Consider the following 25,986-nt stretch of genomic DNA (forward strand, 5'->3'; position numbering starts at 1 on the left):
TTGGAGCACTGCCTTCCCACTATTGAGGTAACAGAAGCTTCTATGGGACTCCGCAGTGAAAAAAACGATCCTCATCCTGGGCGTCAGCCTCCTGAGCCAGGGCGCCTACGCTTCCGCCTTTGATGATTCTCACCTCGCGCGGAGCGAAACTCTCTCACCGTTCGATCGCACTTATGAAGCCGGCAGGGCGCAGCAGGTGATGCAGCCCATCGACTACAAGCGGTCCACGCAAACTCCTTCAGCACCTGCGGCAATGATCGACCTGTCGATCGATAACCCCGTTGCCTCGGTAGAAGAAACAGAGACCGAACGGCAATACAGGAAAACTCTCGAAGACCTGGAACGAAACCGCCAAGCCCTGACTGCCGCACGTAGCGAAGCAGAACGCAACCTCATCGCTGCGCAGAAGACGGCGATCGAGGCTGCTGCAAAGCGAAAGCAGGATCTGCTGGCGCAAGAGGCCGAGATTCGTAAAGCCCTGGAGCTGAACCAAGCGGCGCAGTCGAAGGCTGATCAGGTACAGGTCGCACAGCTCACGGACATCGAACAGATCCGCACTGAAAGCAAACAGCTTCTCATGCTGGCCGAGAACAACGCGGAGATGATCGAAACGGCTGCTCGCAAACGAGTGACCCTGGAGCGGGTAGACCCGACCGTGGTGATCAACGAACCGGTTGAAGCCGAATACCAAGGGGCAACTCTGAAGGAGATTGTGGAAGGGATCATGCCGGTCGGTTGGCGTGTGAAAACAGCCTTCTACAACAAGCCTGAGCTTGAGACCCGCCGCTACGAGTTCATTTCCACTGACGCCCGTGACATTGCCCTGCGCAAGCTCACGGCTTCCGTCCGGGACGCCCGTGTTCGCTACCAGTATTTCTGGGACCTGACTGACGAACAGGGAAATCCCTCTCCCATGATCCTGATCACCGACCGCCCGAACTAAGGCAGCCACACCCATGAAGATGAAATCCATTGCCCTGGCTCTGCTGGTTGCCACCGGCCTGTTGGGATGTACCAGCAGCTTCGACATTTCCGAAGAAGCGAAAAATGCCTCCCTGCGCCCCGAAGCGAAAGATGCTCTTCAGGCTGCCCGGGGTAACACTTTCGTACGCGAGATCAGGACTGAAGATATCGCGAAAGCCCGGCCGATCTTCCTAACTGCACAGAGCAAGCCGCTTCGAAGCGTGCTGCAAGACACGCTGCCTGGGTACGCGATCATTCCGAAAGGCAAGGTCAACCTCAACGATCCAATCGATGTAGCTGCTGCTGGGATGACCCTTGCAGATTTCATCGAATACATCGAAGGGACCCGCGACCTGAACATCGAGATCGTAGGCAAGCGAGTAATTGTTAGCGATTTCGAAACCCGCGAGTGGAACCTTGCCACTTTCGCATCGACCCGGAACGTCAACAACGTCATCGCATCCACGCAGACTCGTGGTGCTAAAGCGGGCGATGACGACTCCAATAATCAGCAGGACTCGAACGTCGCGACTGGCACGACCATTGGACTTCAACTCTCGGAAGATGAGTGGCAGAAAGTTATGGAAGGTGCCCGTACGATCATCGGAGCAGAGAAAGAGTCCGACCGAGGCAGTCGTGGGCGTACACAGAACTCCTCGGGAGCTTCAAGCGCTAATGTAGGTGGGGGTAACAACTCGAACAACGGCATGACGAGTGGCCTGAACTTTGATGCTCCATCACCAGCTGATTTCGGTTTGTTGACATCGAACGATGAGATTGAGCCTTACATAGAAGGTATTCGGTCGGTAGGAATTATCACTGCAGGTGGCAAGCCTTCTAAAATGAAGGTTCTTGATCGCTACTTCAAACGAGCTATTGGCGAAGCCACTAAAGTCGTAAACGTTCAGGTTGAGGCGTATGATGTAATTCTCAATAACGACAAGCAGAAAGGTGTTGACTGGAATCTGCTGGTTCAAGGCACGCTGAATGGCAACCCACTTGGCCTGAACTTCTTCAATACAAAAACTGGAAACACGGACCCTTTCTGGAATGTGCAAGGGACCTATGAGTCTGACCATGTTAAAGCAGATGTGCTCATTCGATTCCTTGAGAATTTTGGGCGGGTAGAGCTTACTGATCAGCCAAATATTACCGTTCGAAATGGGGTTCCAGCCCAAATTTACGCAGGTGAAGAACTTACCTATATCGTCGACGTCGAACAAAGCCAAGACGAATCCGGCAATGTCACAGTGACCCCTAAGCTCGGCCGGCTGAAAGTAGGTGTGACGCTTAGCGTTACTGTTCGGGTTCTAGACAACGACCAAATAATGGTCGATATCTGGCCGGTAATATCCAACCTTAGTGGTAATGACACCATTGCAATTGGTGACTATGAGTTCCAAACCCCCCGCGTGAACCTGAAGGAGTTCAGCACCCAACTGATAACCAGTTCTGGTCGAGCGGTCCATCTGGGCGGTCTGATTACCAAAAAAATGAACCAGGCTCTACGTCATTTGCCTTGGCAGAATCTGGTCACTAAAGCAGTGCTGAACCCTATCACCCAGGACATCAACAATCAGCTCGACAGACGTGAGTTGGTCCTGGTTGTCACCCCCACATTGGTGGAGGGGGCTCTCTAATGAATCAGTTGCTTCTTGGCGTACCAATCCAGATTGGTGGCGAAGAGGTCATCATCTGCCGTGACTCCCTCGGCTCGCAGGCGCTCAGCAGCTCCCGCGAGTCGGAGGTGTATACCATAATTGATGGGCCACGCGAAGACGGCCGGCCAGCGATCTACATCGACGAAGCTGAACTAAAGTCGATGCGGGAGTCGTACCCGGGCATTAACGTGTATGGACTCTGGCAGCTCCTATTCGCCAACAACCTCGTTCCTCTGGGAAACGAGGTTATTATTTTCCCAATGGGTCCTGACCGCGGGCTTTATCTGCGGGTGGATTCTAGTACGGATCTCAATAAGCCTTCGAGCATTCTGAGCTCCTCTGAGTTTGTAGATAATTTCATCCCTGAGTGGATGGACTACGACCTCACAAATGCTTCTCGCATTAATCTTGACAATCTTGACCTGGTATTGCCCGCCAGCCCGGCATATACCCGACAAGAACTATTCGAAAAGCAAAGGCACGATCAAACCAAACGCTGGTATATGGTCGCAAGCATATGCGGCCTGATGTTGATCGCTACACTTGTATATAACTACGGGATGTACACGCTGTATAACGCTGACATGGCGGTCTATAAAACCAAGCAAATTCAAAGGGACGAGTTAGACACCAAGATCGGCGAGCTGCTGCGTGAGCGATTGGATAAGTGGCCGGACAACTCCGCTGAGCTCGGAAAAATCAGTGAGCTAGTTGCTTACGATAGCAGTCTTGAAACTTCACCTGATGGTGAAACTCATGTCGGGTTCACGACGTTGCACCGATTCGTATCGAGCAGATACTTGCCATTCGATCCGGCGGATAAAGTCCGAGGCATAGTTTCGGAGTTCACTCCCCACCAGAATTACGTCATTCGAATTGACCCTTCGGAAATTGGCGGGGGCGACAACCAATGATTATCAAGCGCTCAAAACTGTCAATTTCAACCTTCGGCTTTTCGAATCTGATGTTGATTGTCATTGCAGCCGTGGCAGTTGGTGCCGTTCGATTCAGCATGACCATGGGGGAGAGCCGCACTCTCCCTAGAGACTTCGATCAGATCGATGCTGTAATTGAAACTTCAAGACAAGACGTTCAGCGGTATACGGAGCTAGAAAAGCTTCCGAAACTCGTGACCTCTTGGAAAAAGGTTACTGCATCATTTGAACTCGATGGGCTCAAGCTCGAAACCTTCGACGCGAATAATTCTTCGGAGATGGGGAATACTTATTCAGGCCCGCTGAAAGGCTGGCCGGGCCAAGTGATAGGCGATCCGCAGGTGGTGTTATCAAGTGTGCGGTCGCTTCAAAAGGAGATCCCCCTTTATCTCTACGATTACTCCATTGCGAACGGAGTGATGAAACTTAACTTTGTAGTCGTGGGTACCTGATTATGAAAAATCTTGTCATCGGCACTCTTATGGCAGCTCAATTTTCGCTCCCTATCTATGCTCTTGCAGATGCGGACGATGCAGACACTCATCGTGACCGCAGTCGGAAGATTGGAGACATGGAGTACAAGCGCGATCAGCTGAAACTTCAAGCTGAAATGGCAGACTCCTACAAGAAAATGTCGGATGCCGGCTTCATTGTGGACGAAAGTGGCTCTCCACTGGGAGTAACAGATATCGCAACTCTGGGTAAAGAGGTGCGCAAGGCAGGCAGTAAGCCCGATAAGGCTGACCTCCCGTTCGGTCAAAATCCAGTCATCCCCAATGCCGCACCGTTCATGCTCGACCAGCCTACGATGGGGATGAGCGGACCAAATGGCCAGAGTGCTCCAGGCGGTCCAGGCCAGCCTGGCTCCTCTCAGAAAAACGTCCCCGACGACGATGAAGACAAGGCCAAACACTTTCTGGCGCTCCTCGAGGTTCGGGCTGACTCGATCGTAGTAATGACCAGCCAAGGGCGCCGAATCGTGCGCAATGGCGAAAAGGTCAACGACTACACACTGCAGCGATTTGGGCTCGACAAGGCTGTTTTCAAAGGTCCTGACGGCACTCGGGAACTGGTAATCGATTGGACCAAATCCAAACGCTATGCGGACGACTGACCATGAGCAATAACATCCAGGGGATTCAACGAAAGATCCTGCGGAATCTGGTTGAGGCGGGGAAAATCACGCAACAGCAAGCTGATACGCAACCAGTATCCGAAGTCATCGAGCAGGTTGTTCCCGACATCCTCCGCGTCTGCAAGGACGACGAAGCAGTTGCCCAAGCGATCGGCAAGGCGCTCGGCCGTGAAGTGTTCTTCGAGCTGGAGGAAGGGCTCTCGATTACTCAGGGCCCTGAAGGGGAGCCATGGTTCATTTACGGCAACACCATCTTCATGGCCAATCCGTTCCACAAACGGATGCACGAGCGTGCCACAGGGTTCGCCAGGACCCACAACATCCACCAGCCAAAGGTTGGTGTGGTAAGCCTGACCCGCTTGGAAGCGATCAAGGCCATCGAAACTGAAGATGATGATAGCGCAGTCCATGACAGCGAGCAGCTTAAGGCCCGAGCAACACAGCGTGTGGAAGACCTGGTGCGCGAGGCGGCAAAGCTCAATGCCTCGGATATCCACCTTCAGCCTACACAAGGTGATCAGGTTCAAGTCCGGTTGCGAATCGACGGCGAACTTCTGACTCGCCAGCTCTACACATCCAAAATTCACGAGGCTATTTGCCGAGTGATTATCGAGAACAACTGCGGCCTTACCCTGGAGTTGAACGCAGCCCAGGATGGGAAGTTTGATTTCGCGGTCTCGACCCACAAGAAAATCAACCTGCGGGTTAGCACGCTTCCTGTCACCAAGGGCTCGGAGAGCACCCCCAAGGTTGTGGTTCGTCTATTGGGCAACGACACGAGCTTGGCCAACCTGGACAGACTGGGCATGTCTGCCGAAAACAAGGCGCTGCTCCGGCGATTGGGTGAGGCCCCCAATGGCTTGATCATCGTTACAGGCCCTACTGGCTCAGGTAAGACCACAACTCTCAATGCGATGCTCCTGGACATCTATGGCCAGGACCCGAACCGGAACTACCACACTATCGAAGAGCCGGTGGAGATCCAGCATGAGGGCATGTCGCATACCGAATGCGGTAAGCACTTGTCGTTTGCTACCGCGCTCCGTGCATTGCTGCGACAAGACCCCGACGTGATCTTACTTGGAGAGATCCGCGACAACGAGACCGCCGAGTACGCTTTCAAAGCCGGCCAAACTGGTCACCTGGTCTTGACCACCTTGCACACAAACAATGCCCACGAGTCGCTGGATCGCCTCGGGAGGATGGATATTCCGACAGACATTATCGCAACCAACACGCAAGCCATCATGGCCCAGCGTTTGGTCCGCAGCCTCTGCAAGAGCTGCAAAGTCGAATACCTCTTCCGGTCTGATGAGAAGCGATTCGCCTTGTATGGCTCGAACCCGGTGTTCGGCAGCAACGGCGATCTCAAGCTCTATCGAGCAAACCCCAAAGGCTGTCAGGTGTGTAACAACGGATCGCACCAATCTGGCGGATTGAAAGGGCGGCGCGGTGTCATCGAGGTACTCGAGCTTACGCCGGAAATTCAGGAGGCCATTTTGAATGGAATCTCCCCCAGCTTGCTGAGACGCTCCCAAATCGCAGAAGGGACCTTCAAGGACCTCTGGGACGATGGTTTACGCCTGGTGTTCGAAGGTGTGATCGGGTTCGAGCAGCTCGAAAAAGAGCTACGCCCCTACCTCTCTGATCGAGTTGGCGCACCGAAGAATCTACAGGAGAAAACGGGTATTCGCCCCACCCGCGAAGCGAGCACTTCATCGTTGGTACCACAGCTGTAACCGCCAGATCCATCCCAGGAAAAACACAGAGAAAAGGAATAGATCAATGATCGAACGTAGTACCAAGCATGTTCGCCAGAAGGGCTTCACCCTGATCGAGCTGGCCATCGTGCTGGGGGTCATCGCGATCCTGACTGCTTTCTTCCTGCCGGGCATGCTCAAGGCGCGTGAAGACTCCAAGCTGAGCACTGCGATCACTCAGCTGCAGAAAGACTTCCCCGGTGCAATCGCCCGGCAGGTGAGCCGCACCAACACTTGCAGCACAACCACCATCACTGCAGCCAAGCTGAAGGAACGCGGCTTGCCCGATCTGACTGTCTGGAACACAGCCTGGACCGTTGATGCTGTCACCAGCAACCAGGTGACCATCAGCTACACCATAGACAGCACTGACACCAATACTGCTGCTGACCTCGCAACAGCATTGAACCAAAGCAACAACATCGTGAAGAACTCCGCAACAGCGACGGGCAACACCAAAGTCACAGTGGCATACCGCTGCAACTAAGTGGTCGAGCCTGACTGCTGCTTGACAAGTCAGCACGTGGTCTTGGTTGCACAACAGCAAGCTTGAAACTCACACAAAAGGAACGATCCATGATCGAACGTAGTACCAAAGGTAATCGCCAGAAGGGTTTTACCCTGATCGAACTGGCCATTGTGCTGGGGGTCATCGCAATCCTGACTGCCTTCTTCCTGCCGGGCATGCTCAAGGCGCGTGAAGACTCCAAGCTGAGCACTGCGATCACTCAGCTGCAGAAAGACTTCCCCGGTGCAATCGCCCGGCAGGTGAGCCGCACCAACACTTGCAGCACGACCACAATCACTGCAGCCAAGCTGAAGGAACGCGGCTTGCCCGACCTGACAGTCTGGAACACAGCCTGGAGCGTTGATGCTGTCACCAGCAACCAGGTGACCATCAGCTACACCATCGACAGCACCGACACCAGCGCCGCTGCCGACCTGGCATCCGCTTTGAACCAGAGCAACAACATCGTGAAGAACTCCGCAACCGCGACCGGTAACACCAAAGTGACCGTGGCGTACCGCTGCAACTAAGGGATTGGCCATGGCCTACTACCAACTGAAGTATCTAGGTGAATCGGGTGGTGTGGTTTCCGTCGGTGTTGAGGCGGAAACCAAAGAGCAGGCCATTGCCATGTCCGGCATCCCCGAGTCGGTCATCCATAGCGTTGCTGTTGACCACCTCGGGGGGATCAAATTGGCCTTGTTCGACAAGAAGTTTCCCCTTGTCGAGCAGGTCCTCATGTTGTCAGCCATTGCTTCAAAAATTTCTTCAGGCAAGACCTTCGGTAAGGCGGTCCAGGAGTCAGTGGACTACAAAGCACTGAAGATCACATTTGCTCAAATCGACTCCTGTCAAACCCCAAAAGAATACTTGTCGCTTCTTCGATTCGACGAGACCGCGGTCCTTCTGGCTGAGGCCGGTGACAAGACAGGGCGATTGCCTGATGCTCTGAACAGGGCATCCAAAGCAATCGCAGAACGTCTGGCAGCGAAGAAAGAGTTCTCTGCTCTGATGAAGAAAGCCATGATCAACGCATGCTTTGGTCTTGGCTTCATCATCGGCATTCCGCTATGGGCAGGTGGAACTATCCACGACTTCATCCATGTACAGCGCCTCGACCTGCAGCTCAACTCCCTGAGCCAGCTGATCTTGCTTCTGCACACTGTCTATACCCAGTATCTCTACGTCCTGCTTGGAATCGCTGCCGGGATCTATGTGTTCCGTGCTCGGGTATGGGAAATGGTGAGGAACCTGCCAGGTTTCTCGTTTCTCAATGAGAGAAATAAGGTGCGGATGGGCCTGGAGTTTGTTCAGACTTATCAGCTACTGCTCAGCAGTGGCTTTACTAACCCCCAAAGTTTCAAGTTCATGATGCAACGCTCGCGGGGCCGCGCACATGCTCTCTATCAAGAAGCTCACGCACGCCTCGTCGAGGGCCGTGAGCTATCCGATGTTTTCGACAACCCCGAGTGGCCACCCCTGATTACTCAGAACCTCCAGGGTTTCGACAACCAGTCACCAGCTGGCCGAGACAACGTGCTGAGCAATATGGCTGATGCTCTTAAGGCGTACTACCTTCGGCATTCGGAGAAGGTAGCCCAGATGTCATCGGTCATCGGTTTCTCAATGATGCTCCTGACCATCATGATGTTCGCGATCGGCTTTTATCTGCCCATCATTAACCTCGCATCGGCCATGCGATGACTGTGGCTATGGTTCGTTCCCGCGGCTTCACCCTCATCGAGCTGGCCGTCTGCTTGGCAATCGTCGCAGTCATGACGGTTGCGCTTCTTCCAGGCGCAATGGAGAAGTATCAGCAGGGAAAAATCAATTCTTCAATTTTGCAGGCCAAGAACCTGATTCCTGTCTGCGAGATTGCGCGGACAAAAGCAGTGTCCTCCACCGTCGGGGCGAACCTTAAGGTCACCCATACATATGGATCACTGACCAACTGGTCGAAAACAGCGGATCTTCAGAACCTGCTGAGTGCCGATTACCGCCTGCCAGCTACCAACCCACTTGGCTCAAACATCCTCGTGAAGTTCGACTCGCAGCGCTGCTACATAGCCGTAGATCTGCCCTTCAAGGAAGACAACTACGGTGGTTACATCACAGAGAACGTCGGGGCAAACACCCGGATTATCATCACAACCAGGCCGGCGCAGAGCTCCTCTTCCGCCTGGGTGTCTTATCAGAAGCGAATCCTCCATGAAGAAACGACGCGCTAATTCCCAGGCCTCGATGGGAGGCTTCACGCTGATTGAATTGACGATTGTGCTGGCCGTGATGGCGATGATTGCTGTCTATGCCACACCCAGGTACATGGAGCAGCTCAACCAGAAGCGTGCCATCCTGACCGCGGCAGATCAACATGGAGCCTGGCCACAAACCGGCACCGAGCATTGCACAACTGCTTGAGTAATCTGCCGGTGACCGCCTGGTAGTCAACGAGGAGGCCAACCATGACTGCCTTCAACGACTTCATGATCGAGATGCTAAACCACCGGTACAGAGGCAAGGCCCAGCGGTTGAAGATGCCAAGCATTGGTGAGGCTCATTTTGCAGTCGATCACGCCGCCGGCGGCGACCTTAGCAACATGGCAGGGCAGACCCTGTTTCTACTCCCCGACGGAGAGTTTGTACTGCCCAACTATCGGGATGGGTGGAAGGAGTACATGCACTCCATCGGCAACATTCTGGAGCCGGAGACAACGTTCCGAGAAATCCTCTGCTCTCGGGAGAGGTTCTTGTACATGCGCCGACAGAGCTCGCGGAATAACAATCTCGAATGCCGGCACTGCGAGTTCCGGAACGCATGTCTGTTGGAGTTCGCCAAACCCAATAAGCCCAACGATGAATGCTTCGTGGCGAAGCGCTTCGTTGCGCACGCTATTGCTCGCAGCGGTATCGAGCCGCTGTTGAGCGGTCCCGTCACGCTGTATTAGGAGATTCCATGCTGCTTAAAACCAAGGAGTTCGACGCCGAAGCGTTTGCCAAGGAAGCGACGAACATCACACTCAGCGAGCGCACCATGGAGATGGTCGACAACTTTGGCCAGGTCCATAGTCCGGAGATCCTGCCGATCTGGAAGGATTTCTATGAAAAAATGCTAGCGGAAAAAGGGAAGGGGAATAAGCGCAAATCTGCTGACTTCACGATCCCCTTTAATGGTTACCGTTACCGCTGCAACCTGGCCAACTCAATGGATGGTTGGGTGATCGCAATGCGCCGCCTACTCCAGGGCAAGCTGAACTTCCAGAAGGACCTGAAACTCGATTACAACGTCGTTAAGTCCCTCATGAAAGGTGCGGGCTTGACGCTCTTCGCAGGGGTAATGGGTTCGGGTAAATCCACAACCATGTTCTCAGCGCTGGAGAATATGGACCCCCTCGAAAGAGGGTTGCTCGGTACCTGCGAAGACCCCATCGAGTACATCTTCGAAGGCGGTGGCGTCATTCAGCGTGAAGTCGGAGAGCACGTAGAAAGCTTTGAGCAGGCCATCCGGGACTGTGTCCGACAGAACCGAAAAACCATCATGGTCAGCGAGATCCGAGATCCTGAAACGGCCAATGCCGCCCTGCTAGCTGCATCGACCGGTCACTCGGTTTTCGCGACTATCCATGCTGATAGCGGACCCGATGCGTACACCCGAATGCTGGCCCTGGTTGATCCCCGGTATGAAAGACTTGTCCCACAGACGCTGCGCGGAATCTTCTGGCAGCACATGTTGCGCTTCTCGGACGGGCAGCGTGCTCCACTCCCCATCTATGAGTCGATCGAGGTGACTGGGGCTGTGCGTCAGATCCTGCAGGGTGGTCCGGAGAAGTTGCCTATGCTGGCGAACGAGATGAAGCGCCAGGGTCGGCGGAACATGGCGGAAACCGCCATGGCATGGGTAACGGCCAATAAGGTGTCACGCGAAGAGGTTCGTGAGTTTACAGACCGCAGGGGCAGGATCAATGAGCTTTGAGGCTTAAACCGTCCAAGTCCTATTCGCATCCATATCTTTTGGAGCGCCCTGCTTAGCTCATCTGCGCCGTCAACGAGATCCACTAAGCGTTGACGGCGGAACTCCTCACAACCACTCGGCAGGATTGGAGGAGATGCCTCTGCTCTTGAACATTGCCTTTTCTTACAAAGCCTTCGCTTCCAAAGACTTGGTTGGGAGCTGAAAGTAAGGCACATCGGCTTTCCCCCGTCTGCCTTCCAAGACCGAGAGGGCGGGGCCGACCGGTTAGGGAAACTCGTAAAGTACGGGACGTTCAACGGAAAAGGAATTCTGGAAGTACCGGGCGGCCAAAGTAGAAGCCTTGGCATAATTCGATCTCCAGAGCCCGGGCAATTTCAAGCTCAGCTGCGTCCTCGATCCCCTCGAGCACCACACGTTTCCCTGCCGCCCGGCAGTCACGCACAAGCTTCTCTACCTCACTCCGGACTGCTGGGCTCTCAGCGATGTCTCGTGTAGTCCGACGTGACAGCTTGCAACCGGTCACAGCGCGGTTCATCAAGAGTTGCCTCTTCGCGAATCCATCCCTCAAGTCATCCAGCATCACGGGCATCGCCTTGAGGTTGAGACGCTCCAAACCTTTAACGATTTTGCAGGCATCTCCATCCGCGGATTCAGTGATCTCGAACGTCATTCGGGATGTGACTTCGTGTCGGTCAAACTCCGATATTGCGTGCTCAATGAATCGGATATCGCTGACGGAGATCTGCGAGGCGTTCACCCAGAGATGCACATTCGGAAACGCTCCAGCGATCCGAGCCGCTTGAGAGACCACCCACCTATCCAGGTCGACAATCGAGCCATCAGCCTCCGCGCTTGCAATCAAGCGCGCGGGGGCAGCTAACTGAGTCCCTTCGACCACACGGAGCAAACACTCATAGGCAATGGCTGAGGGATGGCGGCTGCCGAGGTGCATGACTGGTTGGACAACCAGGGCGAGTTCCAGGTCAGGCCCTGCACAAGCTCCTACAGCAATACTTCGGGGACGGCTGATCATCATGGGAGGGGATTCGCTTCGGCTCTTTCCCCAATAGTGGAAATCGACTGCCCCAAATCCGCTGGTCAGGCGTGAAAATCTTAATGCGAAACTGGTTCGCCAGACGGGTGGTGGCACAGCAGACGGACGTTAATCTGGCTCCATCCACTGTGGAGACCAGAACAGATGAAATTCCTGAAAGAGTTGAGCGACCTGAACGAAGGCACCCTGGTGCTGACATCAACCGAGCGGGTTGCCCGCCACCTGAGGCTACAGTCAGCATTGCTGCAGTCCATGTCCGGCAAAAAAGCCTGGTTCAACAAAGGGCGAATTCAAACCGTCACGTCGTGGATTGAAAATGCGTGGCTCGAACTGATGCCGGCAGAGCAACTACTGTATCCGGTACAGGAACTGGCAGTGGTGAAGGGCCTCGCAGATAGCTCCGGCCTGATGCCAGCAACTCTGATTTCCTCTACTGCGACCTCTCGCCGTATTGGTAGCGCGTACTCCGAAGCCCTCAAATACCAGATCCCGATGGATCAAGAACGGTTCCGGTTCAAGCGCGAGCTGGAAGTCTTCTGGCAACTGCAAGAAATGCTTCGTCGGGAGTGTTCCTCTCAGGGCGTTGTCTTCCGAGCTCAGGTCCCAGGCTTGCTGCTGAATGCGGTTCAAGAAGGGTTGGTTGAGCTTCCAACCAAAATTGTCATTGTCGGCATCCTCGACATGAACCCTGCAGAGAAAGTGCTCTTCCAGGCAATTGCTGCTCGTGGTGTCGAAGTGGAAGAAGTGGACGTCGCCGGTGACCGCTCCACACCTCGACTGATCCGTGCAACGAACCAGGGCGATGAGTTCACGCTCGTTGCAGAATGGGTGAATAATCACCTCTCACCTTACGTTGACACTCCGCTCGCTGCGCCCCAACTTGCCATCCTGGTACCCGATATCCGGAATTTCCAAGCCCCGCTGATTGAGGCACTTTCGCTGCACTGCAGCCCGGCAACGCTGATTCCTGGCGAGTCCGATTCTGATATGCGGACTCCATGGGATATCTCCAGTGGCGCGACCTTGGGCAGTCGCCCTCTGGTCCGTGCCGCTATGGACCTTCTGTCCATCACTCCTCAAGAGGCGGACTCCGAGGCCTTCAGTCGTGTTCTGCGCTCGCCGTGGATCGGCGGTGAAGCTTCTGAAGGCCGCGCGCGTGCATTGCTGGATATCTGGCTGCGCGACAACATGGGCCTTTCCATGGGGGGTGAGGACTTCCTCCGAGCAATCGGCGTATACAAAGGTGATGCAGTCCCTGACTTCAGGGAACGCTTCGCAGGCTATCTGGCTGGCCAGGTCAATGGAGAGACGAAGCGTTATCCGTCGGAATGGGCGGAGCAGTTCAACCTGGCGTTGGTAGGGATGGGCTGGCCGGGAAGCAAAGAACTGGACTCAGCCAACTTCCAGACATTGAAGGCCTGGGACGAGGCACTGACCCTGTTCCGCACCCTCGACACACAGCTTGGTCGTGTGGAATATCCACGGGCGTACATGTGGCTGCGGGAAATCATCGATACCCGTCAGTTCCAACCGCGTATCTCGCACGTGGCCCCGGTTTCGATCCTGGGGTATGAGGATGCAATCGGCTTGCACTTCGACGCAGTGTGGGTACTGGGGGCATCGAGCACTGTGTTGCCCGCCAGAGTGGAGCCTTCCCCCTTCCTGCCGCTGGAGCTCCAGGTGGCGGCTGGGATTCCAGGCGCCTCCAGTGAGGGCGCCTTGGCTCGAGCAGATAAGGTGGTCGCAGCACTCCTGAGCACGAGTGCTGATGTAACAGTTTCCTGCCCCGGTCATAACGACAAAGGCGCCTCGGTTTCCTGTAGCGAACTGTTTGGTTCCTGGCCAGCAGCAGCTCCTTCCCTCCACTCTCATGGGCTGTTTGTCGACCAACTGTTGGGTATCCTCGATCGCAGCCAGGTGGTCCCTGAAACGGTCGCCCCCGTATCCGCTGATGAGCTCGCCTGGATCAAAGGCGGGGTGAGAATCTTCAAGGACTATGCAGAAGCACCCTTCCTGTCATTCGCTCGAAATCGACTGCGCGCCGAAATGTTTCCGGAGCCAGTCATCGGTCTCGACCCACGCATTCAGGGAACCATGGTGCACCTGGTCCTCGAACTGTTCTGGACTGACGTTCGGACCTCGAAAGCGTTGAAGGCCATGAGTCACGGCCAACTGTTGGACAAGATCCGCGATACGGTTTCGAAAGCATCGGAGCAGTTGCTGAACAAACTGGTCTGGCGCTACGGAAAGCGTGTGATCGCGCTTGAGCGACTGCGCCTGGAATCGCTGATCAATGACTGGCTCTATCTGGAGTCGAAGCGCACACACGACTTCGAGGTCCTCGGATTCGAGGAGCCCCATGACATTTCAGTTGGATTGGTCAACATTACCGTCAAGGTCGACCGGCGCGACCGCATTTTCCTGACCGAGGATGAATCTGAGTTCAGGGACGTGGTGATTGACTACAAGTCTGGAGCTTCGATGAGGATGACCAGCCTGAACGCTGACACTCTTACGGAGCCGCAACTGCCCATCTACGCGACCAAGATTGACTTCCAACAGAATGGCGGAAAGCGCATCGACGGTATCGCGCTGGCACAGGTCAACAGCAAGAGCCTGGGGTTCCATACCCGATCCAATTTCACGGGTGAGCTGGCACCAAGGACCGGCAAGCATAGTGGTGTGGATACCGAGGGCGCTTGGGATGGCCAGTGCGAGGCGTGGACGAATGCGTTGGATGAAATGAGTCAGGGCTTCACCGACGGGGAGGCCTGGCTGCAGAATGGCGCACCGCTTCCCATGGGATACGAGTATCTCGGTATCCTCACCCGTTGATCCCGTCCCCTGGCCCATAGGGCCAGGGTAACCACTCTTGAGAACCAAATCGTGGAACAAACCTCACCACCAGAAATGCTCTGTCAGTTCGCGGAGAGGGCTCTTTCCTTTCTTCGCGACATTGGCCTTTCAGTGGAAGTCGTCCCTGGAGCTGCCGGGTTTATCGATCACGTCAGGATCAAGGATGGCGGCCTCCAGATAGATCCGCGCTGCCCTGCATCTGGGCTCCTACATGAGGCTGGGCACCTGGCTGTGGTCCCAAAACGTTACCGCCACTGGATGTCTGGGAACCTCTATGCAAGCTTCAACCGTATGCTCAAAGATCCTGAGTTTCTGGCACAGGAGCCGGACAGCCCTCTCTACCGTGCAGTGATCCAGGCAACTGACCCTGAGGTTACGGCCTGGGCTTGGGCGGCAGGGCGATTCCTGGAAATCCCGTCAGAGGTAATAATCCAGGACGACGAGTACGACGGTTCAGGTCGAAACATCAGGATTCTGTTACAGGCCAACTCCTACATAGGCATCAACGGCCTTTCCCATGGTGGCTTCTGTGTACGGCGTAAGACTCCGTATAGAGCGCTACCGCAGTATCCTGAGCTCGCTTTTTGGCTTCAGCCGTAAGGGGTGGTGGCACACAAAGCGGTCGTTAATCTGGCTCCATCAATCGAACGGAGCCACACTGATGACCGCTTTCCAATCCCTACCTGCGATCCAGCACCTTGAGCCGATCTTTGCAGCCATTGCAGCTGCTAATCCTCATGACGGCCAAGCCCGGGCGGACTCCATCGACCCCCGTCGCTCGCTGGCACTCCTCGCCCCCGCAGGTTCAGGAAAAACCACTCAGCTCCTCTTCCGCATGCTGGCCTGCCTCACGGTAGTAGAGCGCCCGGAAGAGATTCTGGCTATTACGTTCACTACGAAGGCTGCCGGCGAGATTCTGGAGCGCGTGACCAGTGCCCTGGCCCTGGCTGCCGCAGGAGTGGAACCGGTCCAAGCTCACGAGAAGCCGTTGTACCAGCTCGGCCGCCTGGTTCTCGAACGTGATCGGCTGCTGGGCTGGAACCTGATACTGAACCCGTCTCGCCTGCGCATCATGACGTTCGATGCCTTCTGCGCCTACCTGGCCGGCAAAACTCCGATCATGAGTGGACTGGGTGGCGGTAAAACCGTCGAGGACCCTGCGTTGATCTACCGCAGCGCGATTCTTGACACCCTTGGCAGCGTGAACTCGGATGACATCCCTGAAGAGCTCCGTGAAGCGCTGGAAGCAGTGCTCACTTTTGCCCGCAACCGTTTCGAACTGCTGGTGCCGATGTTCTCGGCGCTGCTCTCCAAGCGCGATCAGTGGGCCGGCGAGATCATGACCTTGGACATCCCAGGCATGGAGCTGGCGATCGCTGAAATGGTTGCCAAGCATGCGGCCGAGGCCATCTCGGTACTGGCCGGCTCTCCGTTGACTCAGGCGATGGACATACTGCAGCACGCTTCTGGGGTATACGATGGCTTCGCATGGGCAGCCCAGCGTCCCGCTTTGGCCATTAACCAGACCTCCCTGGACTATCTGCGAGGGTTTGCCGGGTTTGCTCTTACAAGCGAAAACACTCTTCGCAAGTCCGTCAACGTGAAGAATGGCTTCCCCGCAGGCGAACCGCTCACCAAGGACATGAACGCCCTGCTCAAGGGGCTGAAGGACGATCCAAAGGTGGAGCTCTACAGCGAAGCCTTGGTCACGCTCAAGACTCTCCCAGACCTGCAGTACCCCCAGGGCAGCGCCGCGATGTGTCAGCACTTCACAGTGATTCTGCGCTACCTGCTCGCGAACCTAACCCTCACCTTCGATGGCACCGCCACGATCGACTTCCAGGAAGTAGCTCAGCGCGCAATCCAGTCCTTGGGCTTCGGTGACGAAGTCGGCGACGCTCTGTTGGACGAGGACCGTATCAACCACCTGATGGTGGACGAGTTTCAGGATACTTCGCCCTCTCAGTTCGAGCTACTGCAGCGCCTGGTCGCACACTGGGAAGACGATGACTCGCGATCGGTATTTTTCTGTGGTGATGGTTTCCAATCCATCTACCTGTTCCGAGCAGCAACCGTGGAGCTGTTCATCAACATGGTGATGAGCAAGGTGTTCGGCCCGAAGTCTCTGGAGATTCACCGCCTCACTGTCAATTTCCGCTCTGCGCCGGGTGTGGTGGAGTGGAATAACCGAGCCTACGGAAAAGTGTTCGACAAGTCGGACTTTCCTTTCGTGCCGTCGATTCCGTTTCGAACCGTGGACGGGGGCGTGCATATTCGGCCCATCACCACTGGCCCCATTGGTGAAGCTCAGGAGGTGGTGAAGATCATCAAGGAGGCCTTGGCCAAGAACCCGGAGCAGACCATTGCTATCCTGGTACGTGGCCGGTCTCACCTGAAGCACATCCTGCCAGCCCTGAAGGAAGCGGGAATTCCTACGGCTGGCCAGAATATCGATCCGATCGCCGAATCTGCCCCTGTGTCTGAAGTAATCGCGTTGATCCGCGCCCTCTGGCACGCAGCTGATCGTACCTCGTGGTTGGCAATGCTCCGTTCGGCGTTCGTAGGCCTTTCGTGGGACGATTGCCGGATCATTGCTCAGGGCAGCAAGGTGATCCGTGGTGCCCTGAATGATGATCAGCTGATTGCCACTCTGAGCCCAGATGGCCAAGTGCGTGTTGAGCGCCTGAACAAGGTAATGGAGCGTATCGAACGCTCCGCGCGCGGCACTGAGTTGGTTTGGGCCGCGAAAGCCGCCTGGGTTGCCCTGGGCGGCCCTGCTACCGTTGATTCCGTCGAAATGGCTGATGTGGAGACCGTCTTCCGCGTGCTCGCTCAGCACACGAGCAACGGGGCCCTGCAGGACCCGCAAGCGTTCTTCCGTGCCCTGGATAACCTCTACGCATCACCCAAAGCAGGGGTTGTCCAGGTCATGACAATCCACAACGCCAAGGGCCTCGAATACGATAGCGTCATCCTGCCAGGCCTTAATCGAACCGGTGCAACCGACGACACACCGCTGTTCTACTGGCGCAACCTGGCCGGCACCTTTGCCCTGGCCCCGAATGTTGGTGACCAAGACGAATCCTCTCCAGAGAGCCGGCTTTTCAAGTTCATCGGTCGACAAGTCAAGAAGGACATCTTGGATGAGGTGTCGCGCCTGGCGTACGTGGGTACTACCCGCGCCAAATGCGATTGCTACCTGCTGGCGGCTGTCGACAAATTCGACGAGGACAAGCCGATCCGAGTAGCTTCCGGTTCGCTGCTGAGCTGCCTCTGGCCTGAGCTTGAGGAGGACTTCTACGAGGCTGAACCGGGTGTACCCATTACCGCTGACGTGTCAGTAGAGGTTCCCTCGAAGGCGCGACTGAGCGCATCGTTCACCGTCGAACTACCGCGCGGCATCTTCATCCCTGCGGCGAGTAACGATCAGATCCCGACCGAGAACGAACTGGCAGACGAGTTGAGGGAAGAGGAGGGTAATGACTACCGAGCGAAGACCATCGGGGTTGTTTATCACCGAGTCGTCGAGTTGATTTCCAAAGAAGGGATCGAGGCCTGGAGCATCGAGCGGTTGCAAACCAAGAAACAGGCGATCGCCGCACTTCTGCGTCGTGAAGGTTATCCCGCCGCTGAAGTCCCTGCTGGTGTTGCGCGAATCCACCACCTGGTGGAGCGGACTATCAGCAGCACCCATGGTCGGTGGATTCTCAAAAAGCGGGAGAGTGGTGGCCAAGAAGTCCAGGTCAGTTCCTACCGAAACTCGCGGTGGGTGCATCGATACCTGGACCGCCCCTTCGTTGATGATGGGGTGTACTGGATCATTGACTGGAAAACACCGGACTGCCCGGAAGGAATGCCTGTTGAGCAGTTCCTCAGCCGGGAAGTGAATCGGTATGCGCCCAAAATGCGGGAATACAAGCAGGCGGTCCAAGATGCCGGTGTCACCCTGCCAGTGAAGCTGGCGCTCTTCCTGCCGGCAGTAGACCGCCTGGTTGAGGTGGCCTGAGACCTGAGGTCAGAAGCGCTCCAGTTTGAATGGTAGCGAGAACCGGAATCTGGAAAGGAGAGGGCGCGAATTAAGCGCCTTCTTCTTTTTCATCGAGGCAAGAACCTCAGCTCGGAGTTGAATCAGGTTGGAGAACAACTGGGGGTGGTGCTCGATCTCCAGAACCTTGTCCTTGAAAGCGAGGACTCCAAGCACATTGTTGGAGGTGAATTCGGCCCGGGCGATACCGATGTAGAGCACGATCTGAAAATACTCCCTCGGCCGGACACGCCTGGCCCATCGCCGACTCTTGAACTCGCCGACGATGATCCTACCGCTACGCTTATGGCGGAAGATTGCGTCAGGCTCCCCACCGACACCACGCCAGCGAATTCTCTTCCTTGCATGCCCTTTCCCAAGATCGGAGCTGATTAACTCGTAAGCTGCCGGATCAAGACCGAAAGCCCGGAAAATATCGTCCTTGGATTTTCCCTTGACGGCGAAGTAGAGGAAAAATGCGGCTAACAGTACAGCAATGACTACGATCAGGTTCATTGAGGTAGAACCTCGAAGTAGATCAGAGCAGCGATGAGCAGGCCGGCACCTATGAGGAAGGCGAGTTTGCTCGGCGCCTTGCCGATAGTCTCATGAGCGCGATTACCGTAGCGGGTAGCTTTTGCGTTGTAGGCTTTACCGCCAGCCCTGATGTAATCGTCCGGTGACTCAGCGTATGCAGCGATTTTGCTTACCGCAATATTGGCTTCAGTCGGCATTGAGGCCCTCCTTGCCATGTGCAAAGAAGAAACGTTTGTAGCCGCTGAAGACAACCAGTCCCTTTTCCTGGAACAGGTGGAAGGCACGAGAAGCTGAGCGGCGTTCCACGCCCGCGAGGCGGCGGATTTCTTCCCTCGTGGCCTTCACCTCTACACCACCCGGCCGGTGCGCGACATCGGGGTGGGAAGCCAGATTCACGACTACACGCCAGATCTTGTCCTGGTCCTTCATTTGCACCGTCGAAGCCGCGGTTGCGTGCTTGGTCAGAAGGTTCAGCTCGGCCGCCATCAGCACGACCTCGCTGTTCTTCATGTCGTTCATGAAGGCGTTGAACTTGTCCTTCGATACTTTCAGGAGCGAAGCGCTGCCTCGGACCACATAGGTGAATTTCAGGTCGGTATGTCGGGAAGGAACGATGATGTCGCCGCGCCGCAGTGTGTCAATGAATAGCGGTTTCAAGTTCGGGTCCGGCGGGACGGTCGAAACAACCATCGTCCCGTTGAGGAGGATGTAGAAGTCACCGTGATTTGCGTCGATTTCAATGCCGGCTGGTTGGTCGACCACTCGGCCGTATTGGTGCGCCATCATTAACCAGCTAGCCCAGCTACCCGCGGTCAGCGAGGAACTCTTGAACCAGCTGGGTTCTGGCGTGGAGAGTACCGACACAGTCACTTGTCGCTTGGCTGTGCTGTTTGGCATTTGGCAGGGTCCTTCAGTTCGTATTGCGCTTGGTACGTCTCTATCCGCAGGTTCACCCCTGATGGAACGGGTAAGGCGATCAGAGACGCTACAGCGATGGACGTGGGGTTCATCACCAGAAGGACATTTCTGAGTCGCTTCGCTTCAGGAATGCGGAGCCCCTTCTGGCCCTTACTCACCATTTCTCGAAGGAAGACATAGCGCCGGCGCTCAGTTTTCAGCGCCAGGGGTCCCCTGACCTGTACGCCCTCAATGGAGAGGAGGGCATTCTTGATCAGAGTTGCAGCTTGTCGAACGGTCTGGATGTGCAAGCCGTCGATAACGACGTAGAAGCTGTCGGCGCGAAATTGGCTTCGCTTCGCTCGGGGCGAGGCCAGGTCCCAAGCAACATGGGTTTTTGCTTCCACAAGCATTCAACGAGCCCCTCGAGGCAGTCAGTTTCCCTAATAGTGGAAACTGACTGCCCCTATTTCAGGGTTTCGTGAAAATTATTGTTGGTAGGTCAGCGCCTTGCGCGCGTGGTAGACGGCTTTTTCAAAGGAGCGTTGGCTTCCACGGATGCGCAGCACATCCAGTACCCGCGGGTTCCGCCTGACCTGGATGCTTTTGGGCCCCGCCAGCATCCCCAACACCAGGTCATAGCTATCGAGTAGAGCTCGATCATCCAGTTCGAGCACAGTGGTGAGGGTTTTCTTGTGCCGGTCGAGCGCCGCTTCGATCGCAGCCTTTTTCCAGGACTCCAACAGCTTCACTGGTGATTCTCCATTGCTCTGAATTGCTTGCCGTACTTTATCCGGTACACCCGGGCCTGGTGCATGAAAACCACCCACAGTCCGCCGAAAAACCAGACCAGCGCAAAAGGCGTGGCGAAAGAGAGTAAGGCTGAGCTGATCACATTGTGGGCCTCTGTTGGGTATTCGTCGTCGACGACAACGCGGTACAGCTCGTGATTCTTGTACAGCGTAACCAGCACTTTCTGGTTGGCATCAACTCCTCGGAAAACCTCTACGTCACCTCGGTCAACCACACTCAGCCAGCCGGTCAGACTCGTTGTTGCATTGCCCACCGACTGCAGCACTTGGGTGATGGACTCAGTCGAAACGTGTTTGGCGATCGAGGTGACCGGAACCGCATCACCCACCCACTCGAAACAGGTGATGGGGAGATGATCGCACTGAAAGCGGAAACGGCCTTCGTAGGTAGCGGTGAGTTCCTTCTGGTAAGTCAACCGTTCGTTCAGCAAGTGCTGCTGGATGTAGTAGGGGAAGATGAAATGAATCCACCCCTGAAAGGTGACGAAAACGCAGATGAAAAAGGTGATGTGGATACGAAAGAAGGACTTGAATCCCCCTAATACAAACCTGACCAACAATGATCCGAACACGAGAGCCATCATGAACACGTCTCCGCGCTGGCGCTCGCTGGAAGAAATCTCATGCCCAAAGGCAGATCTGTTGCCACAGCTTGTTCCAAAGGTTGAACTCCTCTTGGCAGATCGCAAGCACGAAAATGATCAGCAGCCAAGTCAAGTCGACAGTCCTGCGGAAATGACAGTAGATCCCACACCACAACGCCGTGAAGAAGATGAAAACCCCAAAGTCTTCCAGCACCTGATTCAGCGTCAGATCACGCCAGCTCCCATCACTGGGAATCGAGTTCAGCGCCGAAACAAAAGCAAACACGACCAGGAATAGTGGGGCATGGAGCTGCCAAGGGATGATGTGAGAGCGGGTAGAGCAGGTCCTGGGCCAAGTGAGGAAAGAGGAAATCGCGGGCATAGCTTTTGGCTCGAAACGTTGGAAGCCATTGATACTATGGAGTACCTGTACAGCTACCAGCCAAATTGCCCTCGGGATTTTCGGTCGCTGATGCACCCAAGAAGTACGAAATGAGGACGTTTGAATGACGGCAGCCAATCGTCGTTATACGCGGTACGCGATTCCAGAGAACTCGCTGCAAAAGCAACAGATCAAGACCAAGGGGGTGCTCGGTTTCCTTGCGGGGTGGGGAGATTGCCGGGTGCGCGACATCTCCTACGCCGGCGCGCTGGTTCTGACGGACAAGAAAATCGGGATCGGTGATCAGGTGCTGTTGCGCCTGACCGAAAAGGATGGCGGGGTGATGGATTTCGAAGGCACCGTTGCCAACTGCTCTAAGGACCCGATCACCCACCAGTTCCGAGTTGGGGTAGCCCTAAGTGAGCCCGAGGCGGACCGTCGCGAAAAAGGTTTCCTGCTGCAGCTGCAGGATCGGTACCGACCAGTGGCCTAGAAGAATAAAATGCCCGACTCATGGAGTCGGGCATTTATAAGTCGGGGAAACGCGCGCACCACAGACGATGTTGAGGGGGGGGGTGTCTTAGGATAGGGACCTAATGCGTTTCCCCAAAAAGCAAAATTCAGTACCTCTGCCATGGCAGAAGGGACAAGGCGTGGCGTTAAGCGACACAATTGCCCCTGCGCCCACATTTTCACCGAAGCGGAAGCCTGTGAGAAGGCCAATAGCCTTCATTTCAGAATCAATTTAGCAGAAATTGAGGTTCTGTCTCAGACTGAGCATTCGAGATCAACAGATGGCATCGGACGCAACCGACTAAACACACCATTTCGTAGGCGATTCACTATGCCCGGGCATGACGTACGACCGTCGTGGCTTGAAAAAGTTCCATGAGCCGAGTTTCGCATGCGAAACTGAAAACGCCCTCAGGGAGGGCGTTAGGGGCTAAGCTCGGGCTGGACTGCCGAAGATTCGCTTGAGAAGCGGGGCCCGCTTCTCCTCTTCGGGAATCAGCGGGATAGCCCCATAGCGCGCCCCGGATGCAGCCGAGTAGTAGAGGAACTGCATTCTGTCCCCTTTGAGCCCTACGTAAGGCGCCGCCTGGACGATAGCCCGGTTCATCTCAGCATTCGCAGTCTGAGCCATTTGCAGATCGAACCCGAAGATCAGTCGGGTTTCGAAATGGTCCCACTGCGATGCCTTGAGGACCGGGGCCATGAGCACAACGTTGATGCCCTGGCTGCTTGCTAAACGCAGGCCTGCCTGGAAGCTCGCTGAATCCTCATCGATATTCAAGCCGTCCAGGATAATAGAGCGGCCGGCCGGTGAATTCTTCGTCAACGCTGCGACATGAGGCGCAATGATCGCTTCAAGCGAATACCGTTCTGCAGGAACGATCGAGACAGTGAGACAGGCATCCTTTGCACGAGAGCCGAGTATCAGCGAACTCAGGTCTTCAGATGCAGCGTGTCGCATCACCAGGTGGTTGCGGCTGTAGTGATTGATGTAGCTGTCACCGTCCACCCGATCTCGAACGATGATCACCTGCAGCCCATTCAGCTTGTTCAGGATCGCCTCTTGATCGATGTAGCGGCTGGCCAACTTGGCATCGGGTTGGGCTACCAAGGTATGCCCATGATATCCCCGACCCATGATCACCTGAGAGTTCGCCATGTAGCCGTAACGGTTCTTGAACTTCAGAAGAGTTTCGGGCTTGTCATCGTTTGGATCGATCGGATCGTTCTTCACATACGTCACCAGGGCGTCGAAGTTGCCAAAGTTGTACATGGTTGCCACCAAGTTCTTCGGCGGGATCTGCTGGTGAACGGGCTCAGGGCCAGGCAGGGTGAGGTTCAAGACCATGCGCATGAACTCGACCATTTGTTGAGGTCGTTCAAGCAGAAGAATCTCCGCGGGAGTGCGAATCGCCTGGAGCCCAGGGATTTCTGGACCGAAGGTGTCAGAGGTGCTGCTGTAACTCTCGCGTCCATAGGCCCGGGCAACTATGGCTTCAGCCTGGGACAACGACAGGCCGAAGGCCAGTTGGTCGACAAGGCGTTTGCACTGAATTTGGTACATGAATCAGGAGTCCAGAAGCATAGAGAGTGGTTGGTTGCGCTCGACAAAGCTGAGATAGGCTTCGTGCAGCTTCATATCGGAGTGGTCAGTAATCGCGCCTGCTAGCAGGCGGTATGCCCTGCGGAGATCAGGAACGATGTCAGCGGTACCGTTCTCCAGGAGCTTTACCAGCTCGAGGATCGCCGTCACGTATCCCGCAGTGGCAGCACGCTCGATGAGATTGAGACCGAGCATGGGGTCCGCATCGGGTCGTTTGCGAAGAAGGTTCTGCATGCCGAATGAGTAGAGGGCGACCTTCGAAGGGGGATTGGTCACACACGCCAATCTGAGCCAGTGATCGCTCTTGACCTGATCGACTTCCACGCCAATCCCCTGATTCAAGCACCGGGCAACCTGGAACATCGCATCGCTGCTTCCCTCCTCGGCAAGCTCCAGCAAGTCGCGGTACGCATTCCCTCGGCAGCGATCATCATTGGATGAGAGATCTCTGGTGAGGCTGGCAAGCCGCAGGAGGGTTTCTCGGCTCTTGGTGTCTACTGCACGGCTCAAATTCGTGTTCCCTATCATTCTTGCGCTGCTCGCTTGTTGCGCCCACGGCTACGTGATTCAAACGCCCCAAAAGCCCTGTGCTTCACGTCGTACTGGTGAACGTTCATTCCCGGTACGCGAGGCTCTGGTTCCAAAAGCGCTCGTATCGAGCGCTTCTTTTTTTCTTCCATTGGGCAGTAGTTCTTTAAAGGCTTTATGAGCGGCCGGGCACAGGAAACGTCATAAACGAACGGCACCGGCGCAGAGCAGATGTACGGCTCAATGTCACCATCGGTCACCCTTGCCCGTATATGGGGAGTACCTAGTCGATGAACCGCTACCTGCTCATCAAGAGGCAATTTCTCAAGCTGTTCAAGCGAAAGCAGCACGCTGCTTTCCACCGAGCCTTGAACTACATCGTCACGAGATGGCCGGTGGCCAAAGGTGGCATGAAGCTCGTCTTCACAGACCTTGATCAGGTCCCGCACCAACCATCGCTTCGTTATCGTGCCCGTATCCCAGTAGAAGCGAATCAGCTGGGGGTCATGCAGAATCGGGGTTACCCGCATAGCCTGCAGGCTGGATATGCCGTAGTGATCTTTCGCTTTCCAGATCCGCTTCCGCTCAGCAGGCTTGGCCTTCTCGATCAGGTCGAACAGATGCATTCGAAGCCTATTGGTTTCGCGGATTCGATCCAAAGCCAATGCGGGCAGACCTATGGCACCAGGAGAGCGAAGAGTTTCCTTGGCACTTTGCCCCTCACCCAGCCAAATGGTTGTCAGGGTTTCAATGGCAAGGGAAATTCCCGTCTCGCCATCTGGCGTGGAGATTTCGATCGCAGCATTCTTGTCAACCGTAGGAGACTTCCTGAGAGGCACCTGGAAAAGGGCGTCGATCCGGATATGTGCTTTCGATTTCTCCAGCAAGAAGGCCAGTTCCTTGAGTGACTTGTCCAGGGTTGGTATCAGCTCCCTGCATTCTTCTTCGATGGTCCGGGGGAAGCTCATTCGCATACACCGTTTAGTTTGATATCGACACTTTAACGGCCGAGAAAGGGAAATGAAGGCATCGTGGCTATCTCCGTAGTGTCAAAGCTTGCGGGAACCAGGTGGGAAATGGAGGACCAAGCGTTATTTTGAGGGGAATGAAGAAATCCATCATCCAGCAGGCACTAGAGCTAGGGAAGGTCTGAAGTAACCCTGTATTTCCGGTCGACTTCAGCCCTTGCTGCTTTTGAAAGCGGGCCGTCGATCAAAATCGACCAGGTAACCCGCTCAGTTCTCCGTTTTTGGCCGCCGCGAGC

General features: G+C 55.4%; 27 protein-coding genes. 17 read left to right on the top strand and 10 right to left on the bottom strand.

All coding sequences use genetic code 11. From position 1 onward, the window contains the following. Nucleotides 1-55: 55 nt before the first annotated feature. The 13 genes from ACGLHT_RS23365 to ACGLHT_RS23425 all read left to right on the top strand — a co-directional run bounded on the left by ACGLHT_RS23365 (nt 56) and on the right by ACGLHT_RS23425 (nt 10,932). A complete protein-coding gene (locus tag ACGLHT_RS23365) occupies nt 56-943 on the top strand; it encodes a hypothetical protein (protein WP_123085363.1) in 888 nt (295 codons plus the stop codon). A gap of 13 nt (nt 944-956) precedes the next feature. After that, entirely contained in the window at nt 957-2,603 is a 1,647-nt protein-coding gene (locus tag ACGLHT_RS23370; protein ID WP_274085618.1) for a type II secretion system protein GspD, read from the top strand. Then, nucleotides 2,603-3,538, top strand: coding sequence for a hypothetical protein (locus ACGLHT_RS23375; RefSeq protein WP_123085361.1), 936 nt, complete (start codon nt 2,603-2,605; stop codon nt 3,536-3,538). The genes ACGLHT_RS23370 and ACGLHT_RS23375 overlap by 1 nt, the downstream gene beginning before the upstream one ends. Continuing rightward, nucleotides 3,535-4,011 carry a hypothetical protein gene (locus ACGLHT_RS23380; RefSeq protein ID WP_021263692.1) on the top strand — a complete coding sequence of 159 codons (477 nt, stop codon included), beginning with the start codon at nt 3,535-3,537 and terminating at the stop codon, nt 4,009-4,011. The genes ACGLHT_RS23375 and ACGLHT_RS23380 overlap by 4 nt, the downstream gene beginning before the upstream one ends. 2 nt (nt 4,012-4,013) lie before the next feature. Then, nucleotides 4,014-4,673 (top strand): hypothetical protein, encoded by a 660-nt coding sequence (locus tag ACGLHT_RS23385; RefSeq protein WP_021263691.1) that lies wholly within the window; start codon nt 4,014-4,016, stop codon nt 4,671-4,673. 2 nt (nt 4,674-4,675) lie between these two features. Beyond that, nucleotides 4,676-6,433 (top strand): GspE/PulE family protein, encoded by a 1,758-nt coding sequence (locus ACGLHT_RS23390; RefSeq protein WP_123085360.1) that lies wholly within the window; start codon nt 4,676-4,678, stop codon nt 6,431-6,433. 46 nt (nt 6,434-6,479) lie between these two features. Further along, on the top strand, nt 6,480-6,941 hold the full coding sequence (locus tag ACGLHT_RS23395; RefSeq protein WP_123085359.1) for a type II secretion system protein: 462 nt from the start codon (nt 6,480-6,482) through the stop codon (nt 6,939-6,941). An 89-nt stretch (nt 6,942-7,030) separates the two neighbouring features. Then, nucleotides 7,031-7,492, top strand: coding sequence for a type II secretion system protein (locus tag ACGLHT_RS23400; RefSeq protein WP_021263644.1), 462 nt, complete (start codon nt 7,031-7,033; stop codon nt 7,490-7,492). Between the two features lie 10 nt (nt 7,493-7,502). After that, entirely contained in the window at nt 7,503-8,666 is a 1,164-nt protein-coding gene (locus ACGLHT_RS23405) for a type II secretion system F family protein (protein ID WP_123085358.1), read from the top strand. 8 nt (nt 8,667-8,674) lie between these two features. After that, complete coding sequence (locus tag ACGLHT_RS23410; RefSeq protein ID WP_123085357.1) at nt 8,675-9,190, top strand: type II secretion system protein; 516 nt, start codon at nt 8,675-8,677, stop codon at nt 9,188-9,190. Continuing rightward, nucleotides 9,171-9,380: a type II secretion system protein gene (locus tag ACGLHT_RS23415; RefSeq protein WP_259677112.1), complete on the top strand. Its 210-nt coding sequence runs from the start codon at nt 9,171-9,173 to the stop codon at nt 9,378-9,380. The genes ACGLHT_RS23410 and ACGLHT_RS23415 overlap by 20 nt, the downstream gene beginning before the upstream one ends. Before the next feature lie 44 nt (nt 9,381-9,424). Beyond that, the gene (locus ACGLHT_RS23420; protein ID WP_259677111.1) at nt 9,425-9,907 is read left to right on the top strand and encodes an SPASM domain-containing protein; all 483 of its coding nucleotides are present in this window, start codon (nt 9,425-9,427) and stop codon (nt 9,905-9,907) included. Nucleotides 9,908-9,915: 8 nt separating this feature from the next. Next, a complete protein-coding gene (locus ACGLHT_RS23425; RefSeq protein WP_274120950.1) occupies nt 9,916-10,932 on the top strand; it encodes an ATPase, T2SS/T4P/T4SS family in 1,017 nt (338 codons plus the stop codon). Nucleotides 10,933-11,224: 292 nt separating this feature from the next. On the opposite strand, the gene ACGLHT_RS23430 is transcribed toward ACGLHT_RS23425, so the two are convergent. Beyond that, a complete protein-coding gene (locus ACGLHT_RS23430; protein WP_123085355.1) occupies nt 11,225-11,968 on the bottom strand; it encodes an EAL domain-containing protein in 744 nt (247 codons plus the stop codon). A gap of 162 nt (nt 11,969-12,130) precedes the next feature. Here ACGLHT_RS23430 and ACGLHT_RS23435 point away from each other — a divergent pair, with 162 nt between their 5' ends. Together ACGLHT_RS23435 and ACGLHT_RS23440 are read left to right on the top strand one after the other, a co-directional pair. Continuing rightward, complete coding sequence (locus ACGLHT_RS23435) at nt 12,131-14,821, top strand: PD-(D/E)XK nuclease family protein (protein WP_274120949.1); 2,691 nt, start codon at nt 12,131-12,133, stop codon at nt 14,819-14,821. A gap of 682 nt (nt 14,822-15,503) precedes the next feature. Beyond that, the gene (locus ACGLHT_RS23440; protein ID WP_274120948.1) at nt 15,504-18,848 is read left to right on the top strand and encodes an exodeoxyribonuclease V subunit beta; all 3,345 of its coding nucleotides are present in this window, start codon (nt 15,504-15,506) and stop codon (nt 18,846-18,848) included. Between the two features lie 9 nt (nt 18,849-18,857). On the opposite strand, the gene ACGLHT_RS23445 is transcribed toward ACGLHT_RS23440, so the two are convergent. From ACGLHT_RS23445 to ACGLHT_RS23470, 6 genes are all read right to left on the bottom strand, one after another. Then, nucleotides 18,858-19,382: a hypothetical protein gene (locus ACGLHT_RS23445; protein WP_274120947.1), complete on the bottom strand. Its 525-nt coding sequence runs from the start codon at nt 19,380-19,382 to the stop codon at nt 18,858-18,860. Beyond that, complete coding sequence (locus tag ACGLHT_RS23450; RefSeq protein WP_010792536.1) at nt 19,379-19,600, bottom strand: hypothetical protein; 222 nt, start codon at nt 19,598-19,600, stop codon at nt 19,379-19,381. The genes ACGLHT_RS23445 and ACGLHT_RS23450 overlap by 4 nt, the downstream gene beginning before the upstream one ends. Next, nucleotides 19,590-20,300, bottom strand: a complete 711-nt coding sequence (locus tag ACGLHT_RS23455; RefSeq protein WP_274120946.1) for a Crp/Fnr family transcriptional regulator — start codon at nt 20,298-20,300, stop codon at nt 19,590-19,592. Before ACGLHT_RS23455 ends, ACGLHT_RS23450 begins: the two co-directional genes overlap by 11 nt. Then, entirely contained in the window at nt 20,270-20,713 is a 444-nt protein-coding gene (locus ACGLHT_RS23460) for a hypothetical protein (protein ID WP_010792534.1), read from the bottom strand. The genes ACGLHT_RS23455 and ACGLHT_RS23460 overlap by 31 nt, the downstream gene beginning before the upstream one ends. Nucleotides 20,714-20,788: 75 nt before the next feature. Further along, complete coding sequence (locus ACGLHT_RS23465; protein WP_010792533.1) at nt 20,789-21,052, bottom strand: hypothetical protein; 264 nt, start codon at nt 21,050-21,052, stop codon at nt 20,789-20,791. Further along, nucleotides 21,049-21,696 carry a hypothetical protein gene (locus tag ACGLHT_RS23470; RefSeq protein WP_274120945.1) on the bottom strand — a complete coding sequence of 216 codons (648 nt, stop codon included), beginning with the start codon at nt 21,694-21,696 and terminating at the stop codon, nt 21,049-21,051. Before ACGLHT_RS23470 ends, ACGLHT_RS23465 begins: the two co-directional genes overlap by 4 nt. On the opposite strand from ACGLHT_RS23470, the gene ACGLHT_RS23475 reads away from it, so the two are divergent. Together ACGLHT_RS23475 and ACGLHT_RS23480 are read left to right on the top strand one after the other, a co-directional pair. Next, the gene (locus ACGLHT_RS23475) at nt 21,695-21,994 is read left to right on the top strand and encodes a hypothetical protein (RefSeq protein ID WP_274120944.1); all 300 of its coding nucleotides are present in this window, start codon (nt 21,695-21,697) and stop codon (nt 21,992-21,994) included. The genes ACGLHT_RS23470 and ACGLHT_RS23475 overlap by 2 nt on opposite strands. A 208-nt stretch (nt 21,995-22,202) precedes the next feature. After that, nucleotides 22,203-22,571, top strand: a complete 369-nt coding sequence (locus tag ACGLHT_RS23480; RefSeq protein WP_010794320.1) for a PilZ domain-containing protein — start codon at nt 22,203-22,205, stop codon at nt 22,569-22,571. Nucleotides 22,572-23,021: 450 nt separating this feature from the next. Here the strand turns inward: ACGLHT_RS23480 and ACGLHT_RS23485 are convergent, their stop codons facing one another. From ACGLHT_RS23485 to ACGLHT_RS23495, 3 genes are read right to left on the bottom strand one after another with little or no spacing between them, the layout of a single operon-like run. Then, entirely contained in the window at nt 23,022-24,155 is a 1,134-nt protein-coding gene (locus ACGLHT_RS23485) for a hypothetical protein (protein ID WP_274120943.1), read from the bottom strand. A gap of 3 nt (nt 24,156-24,158) precedes the next feature. Beyond that, nucleotides 24,159-24,704, bottom strand: coding sequence for a tetratricopeptide repeat protein (locus ACGLHT_RS23490; protein WP_274120942.1), 546 nt, complete (start codon nt 24,702-24,704; stop codon nt 24,159-24,161). A gap of 14 nt (nt 24,705-24,718) precedes the next feature. Further along, nucleotides 24,719-25,690 carry a DNA replication terminus site-binding protein gene (locus ACGLHT_RS23495; protein WP_274120941.1) on the bottom strand — a complete coding sequence of 324 codons (972 nt, stop codon included), beginning with the start codon at nt 25,688-25,690 and terminating at the stop codon, nt 24,719-24,721. Nucleotides 25,691-25,986 lie beyond the last annotated feature (296 nt).

This window comes from Pseudomonas sp. PsB, from assembly GCF_043658375.1.
GTDB lineage: Bacteria > Pseudomonadota > Gammaproteobacteria > Pseudomonadales > Pseudomonadaceae > Aquipseudomonas > Aquipseudomonas putida_Z.